This window comes from Stenotrophomonas sp. ZAC14D2_NAIMI4_6 (genome assembly GCF_003086875.1).
Lineage (GTDB): Bacteria > Pseudomonadota > Gammaproteobacteria > Xanthomonadales > Xanthomonadaceae > Stenotrophomonas.
In genome coordinates this window covers 3,859,651-3,876,277 of record NZ_CP025996.1, presented here as the reverse complement: position 1 = coordinate 3,876,277, position 16,627 = coordinate 3,859,651, and the positions used below count along the sequence as shown (strand labels likewise).

Sequence of the window (16,627 nt, the reverse complement as noted above, 5' to 3'; positions counted from 1 at the left end):
CCAGCGTGGCGCACCGCTGCAGGCAAGGAACAAACGCATGTTGAAGATCTGGGGCCGCCGCAATTCCAGCAACGTCCGCAAGGTGCTGTGGTGTGCCGAGGAAATCGGGCTGCCGTATGAATCCATTGAAGTGGGCGGCAGCCACGGCGGCACGCAGTCGGCCGAGTACCTGGCAATGAACCCCAACAGCCTGGTGCCGGTGATCGAAGACCACGGCCTGCCGCTGTGGGAATCGAACACCATCGTGCGTTACCTGAGCGCGCGCTACGCGCTGGGCACGCTGTATGCCGAAGATGCGATGGAACGTGCCCAGGCCGAGAAGTGGATGGACTGGAGCACCTCGCGCATGGCGCCGCTGTACTCCGAACTGATCTGGGGCATCATGCGCACCGCCCCGGCCGACCGCGACGAAGCGCGCATCAACGCGGCCATCGTGCGTGCCGGCGAATACCTGGCCATGGCCGATGCCACCCTGGCCAAGCAGCCGTGGCTGTCCGGCGACCGCTTCGCGATGGGCGACATCCCGCTGGGATCGCTGGTCTACGCCTGGTTCGAACTGCCGATCCAGCGCCCGGACCTGCCGCACGTGGCGCAGTGGTACGCGCGACTGCGCGAGCGCCCGGCGTACCAGCGCGGCGTGATGTCGCCGCTGACCTGAGCGCGCGTTGCCCGGGGTCGGATCCCACCCGACGGGTGGGATCCGACCCCCGCTGCGCGCGGGGGTAGAGTCGAGCTTGCTCGACTGCGCTTGGCGCTGGACCAACAGCAGTCGAGCAAGCTCGACTCTACCAACGGCGGTAAGCGCGCGATGATTGGGCTCCGACCCTACACCGGCGGGCACCGCGGTAGCGCCGGGCCATGCCCGGCGGAGGCACCCCGCAACCCTCAATAAAGATCCGTCGGGTCCACATCCAGCGACCAGCGCACCTTACGTGCTTCCGGCAGCGCGTACAGCTGCGGCACCAGCTGCGCCAGCACCCCATGCAGGGGCGGCCGCTGCGGCGCCGACAGCAGCAGCTGCGTGCGCTGGTAACCGGCACGGCGCGGCATCGGCGCCGGCATCGGCCCATAGGCTTCCACCACGTTCTGTTCGCCCAGCAGGTGCCGCGCGGCCAGCAGGAAGGCGTTGGCATGCTCGACCTGCTGCGCTTCGGCACGCATCAGTGCCAGGTGCGCGAAGGGCGGGAAGCCGGCGGCCTGGCGCTGGTTCAGTTCGGCCTGCGCGAAGGGGTGGTAGCCACCGTTCACCAGGGTTTCCAGCAGCGGGTGGCCCGGGTGATGGGTCTGCAGCCAGACCTCGCCGGGATCGCGCGCGCGGCCGGCGCGCCCAGCCACCTGGATCAACTGCTGGGCCAGCTTCTCGCTGGCGCGGAAATCGGCGGAGAACAGCCCTTCGTCGATGCCCACCACCACCACCAGGGTCAGCTTGGGCAGGTCGTGGCCCTTGGCCAGGATCTGCGTGCCGACCAGGATGCCGGGCTGGTCCCCCAGTTTCGCCAACTGCTGTTCCAGCGCATCGCGGCGTGAGGTGGTGCCGCGGTCGATGCGCACCACGGGGTAGTCGGCGAAGGCGCTGACCAGATGTTCTTCCAGTCGCTCGGTACCGATGCCCTGCGGCTGCAGGGCCAGGCTGGCACAGGCCGGGCAGGCCAGCGGCGCCGGCTGACGCGCACCGCAGTGATGGCACTGCAGGCGGCGCCCGCCGCCATGCACGGTCATCGGCGCATCGCAGCGTTGGCACGGTGCGGTCCAGCCGCAGTCGTGGCACAGCAGCACCGGCGCGTAGCCGCGGCGGTTCTTGAACACCAGCACCTGCTGGCCGCGCTGCAGGTGTTCGCCGATGCCGGCCAGCACTTCGTCGCTCAAGCCATCGCGCAGCGGCCGCTTGCGCACATCCAGGATGCGCACCCGCGGTGGCCGTGCATCGCCGGCGCGCTGCTTCAGGCGCAGGTGCGCGTAGCGGCCGGCGTAGGTGTTGTGCAGGGTTTCCAGTGACGGCGTGGCGCTGCCCAGCAGCACTGGAATGCCCAGGGCCTTGGCCCGCACCAGGGCGAAGTCGCGCGCGTGGTAGCGGATGCCGTCCTGCTGCTTGTAGCTGCCGTCGTGCTCCTCGTCCACGATCAACAGACCGGCCTGCGGCAGCGGCGTGAACACAGCCGAACGGGTGCCGACGATCACCCGTGCTTCGCCGCGCGATGCAGCCGCCCACACGCGTGCGCGTTCGTTGTCGTTCAGCCCCGAATGCAGCGCGTGCACCGGAATGCCCAGGCGGCCACGGAAGCGCGCCAGGGTCTGCGGGGTCAGGCCGATTTCCGGCACCAGTACCAGCGCCTGCCGGCCCTGCGCCAGGCAATGGATGATGGCCTGCAGGTAGACCTCGGTCTTGCCGCTGCCGGTCACCCCATCCAGCAGGAACGGCTGGAAGCCATCGGCTGCGGTGATCGCAGCCACGGCCTCGGCCTGGTCGGGGTTCAATGTCGGGCCTGGCAGCGGGTGCGCGTGGCGCGGGGCCACGGCCAGCGCCACCCGCTCGGCCAGGCCGCGCTTGGCCAGGCTGCGGGCCGCCGTGCGCCAATCGGGCATGCGGGCGCCCAGCACGTCTTCGTCCACCACGGCCTCGGCCAGGTGTTCGGCCAGTTGCCGCGGCCGGCTGCCGGCGCGAAGTTTGTCGCGCTGGGTGCGGCCGTCGTCGGTCAGCTGCCAGCCCCAGTGATGGGTGTCGGGCAGCGGCTCGCCGTGCCGCAGCGGGCCGGGCAGGGCGGTGCTGACCACTTCGCCCAAGGGGGCGTGGGTGTAGCGGGCCAGCCATTGCAGGCTGTGCCACAGCTCGCCCTGCAGCAGGGGTTGCGGGTCCACCCAGGCCAGCGCCTGGCGCAGCCCCTGCGTGTCCTCTGTCTGGCCCAGGCCAGCCACCATGCCCACCAGTTCACGGTTGCCGAAGGGCACCTTCAACCGGCAGCCCAGCGCATCGGCCGGCGCCTGGCCGTCAGGGGCCAGGTAGTCGAACAGGCGGGGCAGGGGAACGGGCAGCGCGACCTGCAGGGTCGGAATCAGTACGGGCATGGACGCAGTTTAACGGCCCATGCGCGCCCGCATGGCAGGTTGCCGCGCTGCCGCGACGCGTCGTGGCATTCATAAATGTCACCTAAATACAGGCGGCTATTAGAGATTCAGTCTTATCCACATCTTCTGTGGATAAGTTTGTGCGTTACCCGTCGGCGATGACCCGGGAAGCCGATGGCGACGGCCTCACGGTTGCGTTGGTCAAAAAATAGCCACATAAAAAAGTTCTTGAATATCAACAACATCGATGTGAAACATTGCTGAAACACGCTGAATTCACGCCTCCATGCCGGTCGTCCCAAGTCAGGTCTTGATGCTGTGCACAACCTGCAGCACGAAGTGCCCACGGGCGCAAGCCCTGCCGGCGGCCAAGGGCCTGCCGCTATCATGCTGGCAGACCTTTGGAGTGACCGATGACGGCTGTGCCCGCCCCTGTTTCCTCGACCGCGGCCGGCGCGCTGTCGGCGTTCCTGCGTGGCGTCGAGCGCCGCGCGCTGGTGGTTGCCGAGCTGCAGTGCGGCGACCCCGCCCGTGCCGAGCAGACCCTGGTGGCGGTCATGCGTGCCTTCGCCGCCGTGGCCAGCGACCTGCCCATGGCGCAGTGGCCCACCCGATTCTGGACCCTGCTGGGCCAGCGCCAGGCCCTGCGTGAGCCGTCCGCCGGGCAGTGGCCGCCGTCGCTGGCCGCACTGGGCGACATGGCCCCCGTGCCGCGCCTGGCCCTGCTGCTGCGGGTGGGCGGCAGCCTGGACGAAGGCATTGCTACGCGGGTGCTGGACACCGACGAGAACGGCTACCAGCAACTGCTGGCCGCGGCCTGCCCCCGCGATGCCAACGGCCAGCCCGATGCCGCCGCCTGGCGCGGCCTGGCCGAGCAGGTGCAGCTGCGCATCCGCGACCTGCCGGCCAAGCGCCTGCAGCAGTTGCAGCAGCCGGCCGCACCGGGCAGCAGCACGCAGCCCCCTACCCCCGGCTGGCGCGCGCCCGAACGCGACGACCGCACGCCGGCGGCCGGCAAGCGCCGCCGCCCGAATGCGCGCCCGCGCTGGCGCGGCCCGCTGATCCTGCTGGCCACCGTTGCCATGCTGTTGGCGGCCGCGTTGGGCTGGAGGCACTGGCAGGGCCTGCGCACGGCCAGCGATGCCCCGCTGCCGGAAGGCGTGGTGGGCGAGGCGGGCCCGGTAACGGTGGAATCGCTGCCGCCGTCCGACGTGCAGGCATCGGCTGCGGTCGACAGCCACGCCGCCGAAGATGCCGCGATGCTGGCCGACCGTGACTACCCGCTGGTGGCCGACGCCGATCTGTATGCCTGGAGTGCCGCCGGTGGTCCGCTGCCGGTGGATGAATCCGAACCCAAACCGACCCACCCCGAGCCGGTGGGTGCCGCGCTGGAAACCTCTGCTGCCGATGAATAAGTTCCTGCTGGCCGGCCTGCTGCTGGCCCTGCCGCTGTGCGCCGCCGCCGCGCCGAATGCCCTGGACCTGCCACCACCCACGGCGGTGCCGGCCAGCGCGGTCGATGCTGCATCGCCGGCCGGCTTCGCCCATCTGGATGTGGCCGCCCAGCGCCAACGCCGGGCCGATTACGCGGCCTGGCGCGCGCTGCCGGAAGGTGAGCGTGAGCGCATCCGCGTGGCCGCCTCGCGCTTTGCCGCCTTGCCGGCCGCCCAGCAACAGCAGCTGCGCGAACAGTTCCAGGCGCAGGACCAGGCCTTCCGCGAGGGCTGGCGGCTGGGCCCGCAGCTCGGCCAGCAGTTCCCCAAGCTGCACGGCCTGTTCGGCTTCGTGCCGCCGGACCAGCGCGAGGCCGCGTTGGCGGTGCTGCGCCAGCTCAGCCCTGCACAATTGTCGCAATTGACCTTGGTGGCGCAGCGCACGCCGCCGCAGGAACGCGATGCGGTGCGCAGCGCGTTCCTGGCCCTGCCGGCGGCCGAGCGTGACAGCTGGCTGAAGCGCCAGGCCGGGCAGTAGCGTCGGGGGATTCGCCTCGGAATCGGCGGGGATCTGATGGGGAATGGGCGGGGGGCGCGCGGCCCGAATCAAGAGCAGTCGACCAACGGTCGACTCTACCCCGTCGCCCGCACCCATTCGCCCGTACCCCGCCGACGTTCGCGCCCATGCAGGGTCGTTTGGCCGTAAGATGGCGGCCCGCAACCCGGTGCCTGTGCCCTTCGCGCGCAACCGTAGTTGGCGTTCTGTACTTCCATGTCTACCGCAACCTCCACGCCGCGCTTCAGCAAGGAAGTCGGCGCGACCGGTCTGCTTGCCCTGCCGTTGGTGCTGGGCCATGTCTCCACCGGCCTGATCTCCTTCGTCGACAACGTCATTGCCGGCCACCACGCCACCGCCACGCTGGCGGCGGTCACCATCGGCACCGCGCTGCTGTGGCTGCCCATGCTGATTCCGATCGGCACCCTGATCTCACTCACCGCCTCGGTGTCGCAGCTGCATGGCGCCGGCCGCGAGCGCGAGATCGGCCCGCTGTTCCGCCAGGCCCTGTGGCTGGCGCTGGGCCTGGGGCTGATCATGTTCGCCTTCCTGACGCTGGTGCCGCCGCTGCTGCCGGCCTTCGGCATCGCGCCGGACATCGTGCCGGGGGCCACCGCCTTCCTGCACGCGGTGCGCTGGGGCGGGCCCGCGCTCACCCTGTACTTCTGCATGCGCTATCTCAGCGAAGGCATGCACTGGACCCTGCCGACCATGCTGCTCGGCTTCGGCGGCCTGCTGGTGCTGGCGCCGATGGGCTACGTGCTGGCCAACGGCAAGCTGGGCTTTCCGGAAATGGGCGCCGAAGGGCTGGGCATCGCCTCGGCGGTGATGATGTGGCTGCAGGCCATCGCCTTCGCCACCTACCTGTGGTTCACCAAGCGCTTTGCCCACCTGCAGCTGTTCTCGCACTTCGAAGGCCCGCGCCTGGCGGCGATCTGGGACCTGCTGCGCACCGGCCTGCCGATCGGCATCACCGTGCTGATGGAAGGCGGTCTGTTCATCGTCACCGCCCTGCTGATCGGTCGCCTGGGCGCCAATGAGGCAGCCGCGCACCAGATCGCGATCAACGTGGCGCAGCTGTGCTTCATGATCCCGATGGGCGTGGCCGAAGCGACCACCGTGCGTGTCGGCCATGCGGTCGGCCGCGGCGATGGCTTCGGCGTGCGCCGCGCGGCCTGGGCCGGCTACGCCATCATCATGGGTACCCAGACCCTGTCGGCGGCGGTGCTGCTGTTCGGCCACGATGCCATCGTGGGGGTCTATACCAACGATCTGGCGGTGGCCGGGCTGGCGTCCACGCTGCTGTTGTACGCGGCCACCTTCCAGTTCCCCGATGGCATCCAGGTGCTGTCGGCCGGCGCGCTGCGCGGCCTGAAGGACACCCGCGTGCCGATGTTCATCGCCATGTTCGCGTACTGGGGCCTGGGCATGCCGCTCGGCGCCGGGCTCGGCCTGGGCCTGGGCATGGGCCCGCAGGGCATGTGGATCGGCCTGATCGTCGGCCTGACCGCTGCGGCCATCCTGATGGGCTGGCGGCTGCGCCGCAGCAGCCTGCGCATTGGCCAGTCGGCCCTGGAATGATCCCCGCGCCCGTCACCGCAGACCGTGACGGGCGATCCCCTGACTTGTGTCCGATGCCGCCTCACACGGCACCGGCTATGCTGTTACCACGGCAAGAAGCCATCCGGAGCGCTCCATGAACCAAACCGTGCCCCCGCTGCCCCCGGCACGTCGCAACCCCGTCGCCAGTTTCTTCATCGGGCTGTGGGACGTGATGAATTTCACCCGCCGGCTGATCCTGAACCTGCTGTTCTTCGGCCTGTTGCTGCTGTTCGTGGTGATGTTCATCGTCGCCGCCGGCATGGGCGCCGGTGCCAGCAAATCGCTGCAGGACCGCACCACCCTGGTGATCGCGCCGGAAGGCCGGCTGGTCGAGCAGTTCAGCGCCGATCCGGTCAGCCGCGCGCTGGCCAAGGCCGTGGGCGACAACAGCGCCGAGGAAGTGCAGCTGCGCGACCTGATCCGGGCCATTGAAGCGGCCAAGGACGACAAGAAGATCGAACGCGTGGTGCTGGAACTGGACAAGCTGCAGCCGTCCGGCTTCGCCTCGCTGCGTGAAGTGGCCGCCGCGCTGCAGGACCTGCGCGCGTCGGGCAAGCAGGTGGTGGCCTTCAGCCAGAGCATGGGGCAGTCGCAGTACCTGCTGGCCGCGCAGGCCGACGAGGTCTACCTGGACCCGATGGGTTCGGTCGTGCTGGAAGGCCTGGGCCGCTACCGCCAGTATTTCCGCACCGGCCTGCAGGACAAGCTGGGCGTGGACGTGCACCTGTTCAAGGTGGGCGAATACAAGTCGGCCGCCGAACCCTACGTGCTGGATGCCGCATCGCCGGCGTCCAAGGAAGCCGACCTGTTCTGGATGAACGATGTCTGGCAGCGCTACCTGGGCGACATCGCCAAGGCACGCCGCCTGGACCCGGCGCAGCTGGCGGCCGGCATCGATACCCTGCCTGAAGGCGTGGCCGCCGCCGGTGGCGACCTGGCCAAGTTCGCCCTGCAGCAGAAGCTGGTGACCGCGCTGAAGACCCGCGAAGAATTCGAGGATCTGATGATCGACCGCGGCGTGGCCGATGAAGATGCCGACGGTGGCTTCCGCAGCATCGACTTCGGCGGTTACCTGACCCAGCTCGATGCGCGCCGCAACCCGGTGGACAGCCGTCCGCAGGTGGCCGTGGTGGTGGCCTCGGGCGAGATCAGTGGCGGCGACCTGCCGGCCGGCCGCATCGGTGGCGAATCGACCTCGGCGCTGCTGCGCGCCGCGCGCGACGACGAGCACGTGAAGGCCGTGGTGCTGCGCGTGGATTCGCCCGGCGGTGAAGTGTTCGCCTCCGAGCAGATCCGCCGCGAAGTGGTGGCCCTGCAGGCCGCCGGCAAGCCGGTGGTGGTGTCGATGGGCGACCTGGCGGCGTCGGGTGGTTACTGGATCAGCATGAATGCCGACCGCATCTATGCCGACCCGTCCACCATCACCGGGTCGATCGGCATCTTCGGCATGATCCCGAACTTCAGCCGCGCGCTGGACAAGATCGGCGTGCACACCGACGGCGTGGGCACCACCCGCTTCGCCGGCGCGTTCGATGTCACCCGCGAAATGGACCCGGCCGTGGGCCAGGTCATCCAGTCGGTCATCAACAAGGACTATGCCGAATTCACCGGCCGTGTGGCCGAAGCGCGCAAGAAGCCGGTGGAAGCTATCGATGAAGTGGCCCGTGGCCGCGTGTGGAGCGGTGCCCAGGCCAAGGAACGCGGTCTGGTCGATGCGTTCGGCGGCCTGAAGGATGCGGTGGCCGATGCCGCCGGCCGCGCCAAGCTTGGCAACGCCGACAAGTATCGCGTGCGCTACATCGAAAAGGCCGCCACGCCGTTCGCGCAGTTCGTCAGCGGTTTCGCTGGCAGCCGCGCTGGCGCCTGGATGCTGTCCGATTCGGGCATGGCGCGCATGATGCTGGCACGCACGATGCCGGAAGTGGACACGCAGCTGCGCTTCGTCGAAAACGCCGCCCGCGAGAAGGGCAACGGCGCCCCGGTGAAGGCACTGGCGTACTGCTTCTGCGGATTCTAAGCAGACCGGGGTCAGATCCCTTTGCGCAGCAAAGGGCTCTGACCCCACCCATTACCGCGTCGCGTCAGCCTCGGCCTGGCGCTCGCGTTCGGCGCCCTCGTCTACCGTCTGCTGCACGCCCTTGGCGCGGTCCAGCGGCTGGTTGATCGCCTTGGCCAGCGCCTGCGGCTCCGGCGGTTTTTCAGGGTTGGGTGGGGCAGGGCGCTGGCAACCGGCCAGCAGCGCAGCCGACAGGCACAGTGGAATCAGCAGACGCATCGCGGCTCTCCAGGGTAGGCGATGGCGCAGTGTCGCACCGTCGGCAGGCGCGTGCTGTGACGCGTATCCTTTGCGCATCGAAATACAGCGGCTGCGGCCCGGAGGACACATGACCCAGCAACGATGGCGCCTGGACGGGCAGACCGCGCTCATCACCGGCGCCAGCGCCGGTATCGGCCTGGCAATCGCCCATGAACTGGCCGGTTTCGGCGCCGACCTGATGATCGTGGGCCGCGACATCGACATGCTGGAAACCGCCCGCGACGAACTGCTGGATGTGCACCCGCAGATGCAGGTGCATGCGCTGGCGGCCGATGTGTCCGACGACGAAGACCGCCGGCAGATCCTGGACTGGGTGGAAGACCACAGCGATGGCCTGCACATCCTGGTGAACAACGCCGGCGGCAACATCACCAAGGCGGCCACCGAGTATTCCGAAGACGAGTGGCGCGGCATCTTCGAAACCAACCTGTTTTCCGCCTTCGAACTGTCGCGCTATGCACATCCGCTGCTGGCGCGGCATGCGGCGTCGTCCATCGTCAACGTGGGCAGCGTTTCCGGCCTTACCCATGTGCGCAGTGGCGTGGTCTATGGCATGACCAAGGCGGCCATGCACCAGATGACCCGCAACCTGGCGGTGGAGTGGGCCGAAGACGGCATCCGGGTGAACGCGGTGGCGCCGTGGTACATCCGCACGCGCCGCACGTCCGGGCCGCTGTCCGACCCCGATTACTACGACGAAGTGATCGCGCGCACGCCCATGGGCCGCATTGGCGAACCGGAGGAAGTGGCCGCCGCAGTGGGCTTCCTGTGCCTGCCGGCATCGAGCTATGTCACCGGCGAATGCATCGCCGTGGATGGCGGCTTCCTGCGCTACGGGTTCTGATGGATTCGCCGGGGTCGGATCCCTTTCCAACGGAAAGGGCTCTGACCCCATCAGCGGCTCACTCAGGCACGGCGCAATCACTCGCCGCCAGCACGGCCTGCAGCCGCTCGCGTTCGCCGCGTGCGGAATCGCGGTTGTCCGGCGTGGCGAAGCGCTCGCGACCGCGTGCGTTGCGGAAGCGCTGCTGCCAACTGCCGCAGCGCTGCGCTTCACTGACTTCGCTGCAGCGGTCGGTCACCACTTCACAGCTGGCCGCATTGGCCGGGGTGACCCCGCCCAGCCCCTGCACCTGCAGTAGTTCGCAACGGCCCGGTGCGGCCTCGTACTCGTGCAGGTAACCGCCGCCCTGGGCATCGGTGCACTGGAAGATGGGCGGCAGCGGCGGCTTCGGCGGCGCATTGCCGTCGGCTTGCGCCTGCGCGTTTGCCTGGCGCAGCTGCGCGCTGTCCAGGATCAGGTTGTCATCGGGGCGCTCGACCATGCGCGCTTCGCTGATGATGCGTTCTTCGCCGGCCTGCGCCGGTTCCGCCGCGGGTGTGGCTGTGGTGGCAGGCTCGGCCGCAGGCGGTGCGCTGGGCAGCGTCGGCGAGGGTGGTGGCTCGGCTGGCGGTGTGGGCGCCGCCGGCGTGGAGCCGGGAAGACGCACGATTTCCTGCCGCAGACCGTCCGCGCAGGGCACGCGCTGCACGGTTGGAACGTCGCTGCTGCCGGTGCAGCGATAGATCACCTGTGCCTCGGCCGCGGCTGCGGTGGGCAGCAGGCACAGGGCCAGCCAGAACAGTTTCTTCATGCGAGCAGCGTACAGCGACTGCCCACCAAGGTGGGCACCTACCAGAGCAGGGCCCCGGTAGTGGCCAACCTTGGTTGGCCGCAGGGCATGTCGTTGTCGCAGCAGCGCCCCCGGTAGTGGCCAACCTTGGTTGGCCGCATGGCATGTCGTTGTCGCAGCAGCGCCCCCGGTAGTGGCCAACCTTGGTTGGCCGCATGGCGCCGGCGCGGGGCGTTTCAGCCGCCGCAGTCGCGGCCCAGGCGCGCATCAATGCCGCGCTGTTCGGTGGTGATCGCCGTGCGTTCGCTCTGCAGCGCGCTGTTGTAGCGGCGGTCCAGCTCCCAGCGCCGATCGCGCAGGCGCGAACAGACTTCCTGCGCGGGCAACGGCGTGCAGGTATCGCGCACCAGCACGTTGCCGGCCGGCAGGCTGAAGCCGACTGGTGGCGGGCGCCGGTCGGGCACGGTGCCGCCGATCGGTGGGCCGATGCTGTTGCCGGCGGCCGGGCGCGGGCCAGGGTGCGGGCTGTAGCCGGGGCCGGGCCGGCCGCGCGGATACCAGACGTTGCCCCACACCGTCACCCAGCGCGGGTTGCCCTCGTTGCTGTCGCTGGTATAGCGGCTGCCATCCTCGGCCACGCATTCGTACATCGGCTGCGGCGGCTGCACGTACACATGGCGTACTTCGCGCTCACGCAGCGCGGGGGTATCGGTGCGCTCCAGCGGCGCGGCGTCGGTGCTGACCACGCGCGCGGGCGGGTCCTTGGGGCGCTGCATGTCGCGCACTTCCTGGCGGCCACTGCTGCACGGCTTGTCCTGCAGAGCGACAGCGCCGTTACTGCCCACGCAGCGATAGATGCGCACGTCATCGGCTGCCAGCGCGCTCAGCGGCAGCAGCAGGGCCAGGCACAGGGTGGATCGCAGCAGGTGCATGTGCGCAGCGTGCGCCAAGCCGGGCGCCGCTGCAATCATCGGCTCAGGAGCGCAGCACGTTGCCACTGAGTGCGTCCCGGATCGGGGTGGGCTGGGCCAGCCCGCCGGTTTCGCCGTCCAGCACGCCGTCCAGCAGGCGCAACAGGCGCGGGTCCAGCTCCTGGCGGGTACGCGCGGGCGGTTCGCCGGCCAGGTTGGCGCTGGTGGACACCAGCGGGCCACCCCACGCCTGGCACAGCGCGGCCACCAGCGGGTGCGCACTGATGCGCACGGCAATGCCACTGTGTTCACCGGTAATCCACGGCTGGGCACGCGCCCCGGCCGGCAGGATCCACGTGTTGGCGCCGGGCCAGCTGGCCAGCACCGCGCGCTGCCGTGCGTCGGGCAGGGCGTCCAGCCGTACCCAGCCCTGCAGCTGGGCCAGATCGGCGGCGACCAGGATCATGCCTTTCTCGATCGGGCGCTGCTTCAGGCGCAGCACCATGTGTACGGCGGCCTCGTGCGCCGGGTCGCAGCCCAGCCCCCAGACCGCTTCGGTGGGGTAGGCAATCACGCCGCCGGCACGCAGGGTGGCGACAGCGGAGTCCAGAGTGAGTTCTTTCATGGCGGCAACCGGGCCGGCGTGGGGGTTCATTATCCCCCCGCTGCGTGCAGATGGGGTGGAACCTGCCACCCCTCTGCACATCATCCACGCATGGCGTGGATCTACTTTGCGGCTTTTTTCACTGCTTTCTTGGTGGCCTTCTTGGCCGCCTTCTTGGCCGGGGCCTTCTTCGCAGCGGCCTTCTTCGGTGCGGCTTGCTTCTTCACCGCCGCCTTCTTGGCCGGGGCTTTCTTGGCCGCCGCCTTCTTGGCGCCGAAGCCCTTGCGCACCGGCTTGCCGGTTTCTTCCATCAGCTGCTGTACTTCGGCCAGGGTCAGCGATGCCGGCTCGCGATCCTTGGGGATCTTGCCGTTCATCTTGCCGTCGCTGATATACGGGCCGAAGCGGCCGTTCAGCACCTGGATGTCGCTGCCCTCGAATTCCTTGATGATCCGGTTGCGCGCGATCTCTTCCTTTTCTTCCACCAGGAACACGGCGCGGGCCAGGTCGATGGTGTACGGGTCGTCTTCCTTCTTCAGCGAGGCATAGGTGCTGCCGCGCTTGGCGAACGGCCCGAAGCGGCCGATGCCGACGCTGACCGGTTCGCCCTTGTCCTCACCCAGCGCGCGCGGCATCAGGAACAGTTCCAGCGCGTCTTCCAGGGAAATGGTGTGCATCGACTGGCCGGGGCGCAGCGAGGCGAACTTGGGCTTCTCCTCGGCGTCCTCGGCGGTGCTGCCGATGGCCGCATACGGCCCGAAACGGCCCAGGCGCACGCTCACCGGCTTGCCGGTCTTGGGGTCGGTGCCGAGCTCGCGCGCGCCACTGGCCTCGGCGCGGTCGACCGATTCCTTCTTGTCTTCCACCAGTTCCTTGAAGGGCTCCCAGAAGCGGGCCATCAGCGGAATCCATTCTTCCTCGCCGCGCGAGACGGCGTCGAGCTCGTCCTCAAGCTTGGCGGTGAAGTCGTAGTCCACGTACTGGGTGAAGTGGCTGGACAGGAACTTTGACACCGCACGGCCGACGTCGGACGGGCGGAAGCTGCGGCCTTCCATTTCCACGTACTTGCGGAACAGCAGGGTCTGGATGATCGAGGCGTAGGTCGAGGGACGGCCGATGCCGTACTCTTCCAGCGCCTTCACCAGCGCCGCTTCGGTGTAGCGCGGCGGCGGCTGGGTGAAATGCTGTTCGGCCAGGATGCGTTCCAGCGGGATACGGTCGCCGGGCTTCATCGCCGGCAGCTTGCGGCCTTCGTCCTCGTCCTCGGCGCTCTTGTTGTCCTTGCCTTCCTCGTACACGGCCAGGAAGCCGGGCACCACCACGGTGGTGCCGCTGGCGCGGAACACGTGCTCGCTGCCGGCGGACAGGTCCACGCTGACGGTGTTGAGCGTGGCCGGAATCATCTGGCAGGCCACCGCACGCTTCCAGATCAGCTCGTACAGCTTGCGCTCGTCGTCGGTCAGGAAACGCGACACCTGGGCCGGCGTGCGCAGGGCCGAGGTCGGGCGCACCGCTTCGTGCGCTTCCTGGGCGTTCTTCGACTTGGTCTGGTAGGTGTTGGGCTGGTCGGGCAGCGAGGCGATGCCGTAATCCCGGGCGATCACGTCGCGGATCTCGGCCAGCGCATCCTGCGACAGGTTCACCGAGTCGGTACGCATGTAGGAAATCAGGCCGACGGTGCCTTCGTCGCCAATGGCCACGCCTTCATACAGCTTCTGCGCCACCTGCATGGTCTTGCGGGTGGTGAAGCCGAGCTTGCGCGAGGCTTCCTGCTGCAGGGTGGAGGTGGTGAACGGCGGGGCCGGGCGGCGCTTGCGCTCCTTGCTGGCCACGTCGGTCACGTGCAGCGCACCCTGCGCGGCCTGCTGGATGCGCAGGCGCGCGGCCTCGGCGGTGTCGCCGTCGGTCACGGTGAACTGTTCAAACTTCTGCCCGTCCAGCTTGATCAGCTTGGCGTTGAAGTGCTGCGACGGGTGCGCGCACTCGGCGCCGATGGACCAGTATTCGCGGGCGATGAACGCTTCGATTTCTTCTTCGCGCTCGACGATCATGCGCAGCGCCGGGCTCTGCACGCGGCCGGCGGACAGGCCGCGCTGCACCTTGCGCCACAGCACCGGCGACAGGTTGAAACCGACCAGGTAATCCAGCGCGCGGCGCGCCTGCTGCGCATCCACCAGGTCACTGGCGATGGCGCGCGGCTGGTTGATCGCTTCCTTGATGGCGCGCGGCGTGATCTCGGTGAACACCACGCGCTGCATCGGCTTGTCCTTGACCAGCCCGCGTTCCTTCAGGATCTCGGCAATATGCCAGCTGATCGCCTCACCTTCGCGATCCGGGTCGGTCGCCAGCAGGATGTCATCGGCGCCCTTGGCAGCCTTGGCGATGGCATCGACGTGCTTTTCGTTCTTGTCGATCACGTCGTAGTGCATGGCGAACCCGTTGTCCGGGTCGACCGCGCCTTCCTTCGGAATCAGGTCGCGCACATGCCCATACGAGGCCAGGACGGTGTAATCCTTGCCGAGGTATTTGTTGATCGTCTTGGCCTTGGCCGGCGATTCGACGATGAGCAGGTGCTTGGGCATGTCGGGATAGGTCTGTGGGCGGACCGGGGGAAGGGGCCGCTAGGGTGGAGCAAACGGCCGCATTAGTGAAGCGGCCACGGGAAATTCCATAAACTGAACGCCCGGTAGTGTGCCGGGCGTTCAGGTTTCCTTATTAGAGGAATCATGTCCGGGCCGCCGGTGTCAAGCAGCACGGCGTGATGACCGTTGCCTGCAGGCCGCCCGGGCAGGGCCGGTCAGCCAGCCATCTTGGCGATCATGCCAATGGCGAAGATCATCACCGCAAAGCCGGCCAGCATCAGCAGGCCGCCGATCACCAGCACCACCACGGTCACCGTGCCCAGCTCGTGGCGCTGCAGGTGCGGCTGGTCGCTGAAGGCCCAGCGGTCCACCACCACGGTGTCGCAGATCAGGTCGTGCAGGGCCTGCTTGCGGTCGGTGAAGGCGGCCATCAGGTAGCCGATCATCAGGGTCAGGCTGCTGAGGATGGTGGCGAAGTAGCGGCCGATACTGCGGCCCAGGGTCAGGCGTTCGCCGTTGCCGCGTACCACCTTGATGCCGATGGCCATCTTGCCCAGGGTGGCGCCGCCGCGCGAAGCGTGGAACCAGCCGTAGTAGGCCAGGGAAATGACCAGGCCGGCCAGGCCGCTGACCAGCTGCGCGGTCACTTCGGCCGCCGTGCCGCCGCTGCCGGCCGCGCCCATGCCGGCGCCGATGCCCACGCCCAGGATCGCGCCGACAATCCAGCTGGGGATCAGCAGCACGAAGTAGTCGATCAGGTAGGCGGCAAAGCGCTTCCAGAAGCCGGCATAGACGATTTCGCCGCCCTGTACCGGCTGGCTGTAGTCGCCACCGCCCGCGCCGGGGGCGGCATAGGGCGAGCTGCTGAGCACGCCGGTGCCGGGCAGCGGCGCGGTGCCGTTGTCGATGGCCGCGTAGTCGCTACGCAGGTCGAAACCGCCACTGGCGGTGGCCGTACTGGCATCGGCCAGGGTCTGCAGGCCCAGCTCATCCACCACCTGGCGCAGGGCGGCCCATTGGCCCATGCCCTCGCGCCAGACCAGGGTGTCCAGGGTCAGCTGGCCGCGCTGGAAGCGCTGGCGGATCTCGGCTACCGGCAGCGGCCCCTGCCGCTGCTGTCCTTCTGCGTAGTACCACTCGGTCATTGCATGTCCCCTGTTGGGTCGTCCTTGGTTGTGGAGGCCTGTGCCGTTCAGCCGCGGCAGGCGACGGGCAGGTACTTGTCGTCGCTTTCGCCGCTGCATTCCCAACGGCCGCTGTCGCGGTCGTATTCCTGCCACAGCAGATCGCCGTCGATGGTCTTGCCCGGCACCGACAACGTGGCTTCAATGCCGCAGTGGCCATTGTTGAAGCGGCCGATATGCACGGCCGACAGGCCCTGCGCGGCGAAATCGCCTGCGCCCGGGAAGCCGGCATCATTGGCGCCGGGGCAGCGGCCCTCGTCATCGGCGAAGTGCTGTACCTGGTCCTTCAGCGGCTGCAGTGCGGTGATCGCACCGGCCACCTTGGCCTTGATCGTGTAGTCGTTGTAGGCCGGCAGTGCGATCGCGGCCAGGATGGCGCAGATCGGCACCAGGATCAGCAGCAGGCCGCCGCCGATGATGGCGGTGATGGCGCAGCCGGAAAGACCCTTCTTCGGCGGCGGTGCGGCCATGGCCGGGGCGGCTGCGTAGGGCGTGGCCGGTGGCAGGGTAGGCGGCAGCGGGACTTCGGGCGGTGCTGGCGGTGCCGGCGGCGGCGGTTCGATCGATGCCGGTGCATCCATCGCCGGCACGATCAGGCCCAGCTCATCGACCACGCTGCGCATCGGCTGCCATTGCGGCAAGCCGTCGCGCCACACCAGGGTGTCCAGGTTGATCTGGTTGCTGCGGAACAGCGCGATCAACTGTTCCGCAGGCAACGGGCCTTGCTGGCGATTGCCTTCTGCATGGAACCACTCACTCACG

General features: G+C 68.7%; 14 protein-coding genes. 6 read left to right on the top strand and 8 right to left on the bottom strand.

Translation table 11 applies throughout. The annotated features are described in order from the left end of the window. Nucleotides 1–37: 37 nt before the first annotated feature. Nucleotides 38–658, top strand: coding sequence for a glutathione S-transferase (locus C1933_RS17615; protein WP_108750303.1), 621 nt, complete (start codon nucleotides 38–40; stop codon nucleotides 656–658). A gap of 227 nt (nucleotides 659–885) precedes the next feature. Here C1933_RS17615 and C1933_RS17610 read toward each other — a convergent pair whose 3' ends face one another. Next, the gene (locus C1933_RS17610; protein ID WP_108754294.1) at nucleotides 886–3,063 is read right to left on the bottom strand and encodes a primosomal protein N'; all 2,178 of its coding nucleotides are present in this window, start codon (nucleotides 3,061–3,063) and stop codon (nucleotides 886–888) included. 413 nt (nucleotides 3,064–3,476) lie between these two features. Between C1933_RS17610 and C1933_RS17605 the strand changes: the two genes are divergently transcribed. The 4 genes from C1933_RS17605 to sppA all read left to right on the top strand — a co-directional run bounded on the left by C1933_RS17605 (nucleotide 3,477) and on the right by sppA (nucleotide 8,671). Beyond that, nucleotides 3,477–4,478, top strand: coding sequence for a hypothetical protein (locus C1933_RS17605; RefSeq protein WP_108754293.1), 1,002 nt, complete (start codon nucleotides 3,477–3,479; stop codon nucleotides 4,476–4,478). Continuing rightward, nucleotides 4,471–5,034 carry a DUF3106 domain-containing protein gene (locus tag C1933_RS17600; protein ID WP_108754292.1) on the top strand — a complete coding sequence of 188 codons (564 nt, stop codon included), beginning with the start codon at nucleotides 4,471–4,473 and terminating at the stop codon, nucleotides 5,032–5,034. Before C1933_RS17605 ends, C1933_RS17600 begins: the two co-directional genes overlap by 8 nt. A 234-nt stretch (nucleotides 5,035–5,268) precedes the next feature. Next, nucleotides 5,269–6,633: an MATE family efflux transporter gene (locus C1933_RS17595; RefSeq protein ID WP_108750307.1), complete on the top strand. Its 1,365-nt coding sequence runs from the start codon at nucleotides 5,269–5,271 to the stop codon at nucleotides 6,631–6,633. A gap of 115 nt (nucleotides 6,634–6,748) precedes the next feature. Then, on the top strand, nucleotides 6,749–8,671 hold the full coding sequence (sppA, locus tag C1933_RS17590; protein WP_108754291.1) for a signal peptide peptidase SppA: 1,923 nt from the start codon (nucleotides 6,749–6,751) through the stop codon (nucleotides 8,669–8,671). A gap of 51 nt (nucleotides 8,672–8,722) precedes the next feature. Here sppA and C1933_RS17585 read toward each other — a convergent pair whose 3' ends face one another. Then, nucleotides 8,723–8,929 (bottom strand): hypothetical protein, encoded by a 207-nt coding sequence (locus tag C1933_RS17585; RefSeq protein ID WP_108750309.1) that lies wholly within the window; start codon nucleotides 8,927–8,929, stop codon nucleotides 8,723–8,725. Between the two features lie 109 nt (nucleotides 8,930–9,038). Between C1933_RS17585 and C1933_RS17580 the strand changes: the two genes are divergently transcribed. Next, nucleotides 9,039–9,815 (top strand): SDR family oxidoreductase, encoded by a 777-nt coding sequence (locus tag C1933_RS17580; protein WP_108754290.1) that lies wholly within the window; start codon nucleotides 9,039–9,041, stop codon nucleotides 9,813–9,815. A gap of 58 nt (nucleotides 9,816–9,873) precedes the next feature. Here the strand turns inward: C1933_RS17580 and C1933_RS17575 are convergent, their stop codons facing one another. The 6 genes from C1933_RS17575 to C1933_RS17550 all read right to left on the bottom strand — a co-directional run bounded on the left by C1933_RS17575 (nucleotide 9,874) and on the right by C1933_RS17550 (nucleotide 16,626). Continuing rightward, nucleotides 9,874–10,605 (bottom strand): hypothetical protein, encoded by a 732-nt coding sequence (locus tag C1933_RS17575; RefSeq protein WP_108754289.1) that lies wholly within the window; start codon nucleotides 10,603–10,605, stop codon nucleotides 9,874–9,876. Between the two features lie 215 nt (nucleotides 10,606–10,820). Next, nucleotides 10,821–11,516: a hypothetical protein gene (locus C1933_RS17570; RefSeq protein WP_108754288.1), complete on the bottom strand. Its 696-nt coding sequence runs from the start codon at nucleotides 11,514–11,516 to the stop codon at nucleotides 10,821–10,823. A 43-nt stretch (nucleotides 11,517–11,559) separates the two neighbouring features. Beyond that, nucleotides 11,560–12,150 carry a Sua5/YciO/YrdC/YwlC family protein gene (locus C1933_RS17565; RefSeq protein WP_108754287.1) on the bottom strand — a complete coding sequence of 197 codons (591 nt, stop codon included), beginning with the start codon at nucleotides 12,148–12,150 and terminating at the stop codon, nucleotides 11,560–11,562. A gap of 71 nt (nucleotides 12,151–12,221) precedes the next feature. Next, nucleotides 12,222–14,681 carry a DNA topoisomerase I gene (locus C1933_RS17560; protein WP_108754286.1) on the bottom strand — a complete coding sequence of 820 codons (2,460 nt, stop codon included), beginning with the start codon at nucleotides 14,679–14,681 and terminating at the stop codon, nucleotides 12,222–12,224. Between the two features lie 215 nt (nucleotides 14,682–14,896). Beyond that, complete coding sequence (locus C1933_RS17555; protein WP_108750314.1) at nucleotides 14,897–15,826, bottom strand: RDD family protein; 930 nt, start codon at nucleotides 15,824–15,826, stop codon at nucleotides 14,897–14,899. A 47-nt stretch (nucleotides 15,827–15,873) separates the two neighbouring features. Next, on the bottom strand, nucleotides 15,874–16,626 hold the full coding sequence (locus C1933_RS17550) for a pilin (RefSeq protein ID WP_108754285.1): 753 nt from the start codon (nucleotides 16,624–16,626) through the stop codon (nucleotides 15,874–15,876). Nucleotide 16,627: the final 1 nt, after the last annotated feature.

Excerpts from the sequence above, each read along its gene's own strand:
- C1933_RS17615 (WP_108750303.1), top strand. The coding sequence starts at position 38 with ATGTTGAAGATCTGGGGCCGCCGCAATTCCAGCAACGTCCGCAAGGTG.
- C1933_RS17610 (WP_108754294.1), bottom strand. The coding sequence starts at position 3,063 with ATGCCCGTACTGATTCCGACCCTGCAGGTCGCGCTGCCCGTTCCCCTG.
- C1933_RS17605 (WP_108754293.1), top strand. The coding sequence starts at position 3,477 with ATGACGGCTGTGCCCGCCCCTGTTTCCTCGACCGCGGCCGGCGCGCTG.
- C1933_RS17600 (WP_108754292.1), top strand. The coding sequence starts at position 4,471 with ATGAATAAGTTCCTGCTGGCCGGCCTGCTGCTGGCCCTGCCGCTGTGC.
- C1933_RS17595 (WP_108750307.1), top strand. The coding sequence starts at position 5,269 with ATGTCTACCGCAACCTCCACGCCGCGCTTCAGCAAGGAAGTCGGCGCG.
- sppA (WP_108754291.1), top strand. The coding sequence starts at position 6,749 with ATGAACCAAACCGTGCCCCCGCTGCCCCCGGCACGTCGCAACCCCGTC.
- C1933_RS17585 (WP_108750309.1), bottom strand. The coding sequence starts at position 8,929 with ATGCGTCTGCTGATTCCACTGTGCCTGTCGGCTGCGCTGCTGGCCGGT.
- C1933_RS17580 (WP_108754290.1), top strand. The coding sequence starts at position 9,039 with ATGACCCAGCAACGATGGCGCCTGGACGGGCAGACCGCGCTCATCACC.
- C1933_RS17575 (WP_108754289.1), bottom strand. The coding sequence starts at position 10,605 with ATGAAGAAACTGTTCTGGCTGGCCCTGTGCCTGCTGCCCACCGCAGCC.
- C1933_RS17570 (WP_108754288.1), bottom strand. The coding sequence starts at position 11,516 with ATGCACCTGCTGCGATCCACCCTGTGCCTGGCCCTGCTGCTGCCGCTG.
- C1933_RS17565 (WP_108754287.1), bottom strand. The coding sequence starts at position 12,150 with ATGAACCCCCACGCCGGCCCGGTTGCCGCCATGAAAGAACTCACTCTG.
- C1933_RS17560 (WP_108754286.1), bottom strand. The coding sequence starts at position 14,681 with ATGCCCAAGCACCTGCTCATCGTCGAATCGCCGGCCAAGGCCAAGACG.
- C1933_RS17555 (WP_108750314.1), bottom strand. The coding sequence starts at position 15,826 with ATGACCGAGTGGTACTACGCAGAAGGACAGCAGCGGCAGGGGCCGCTG.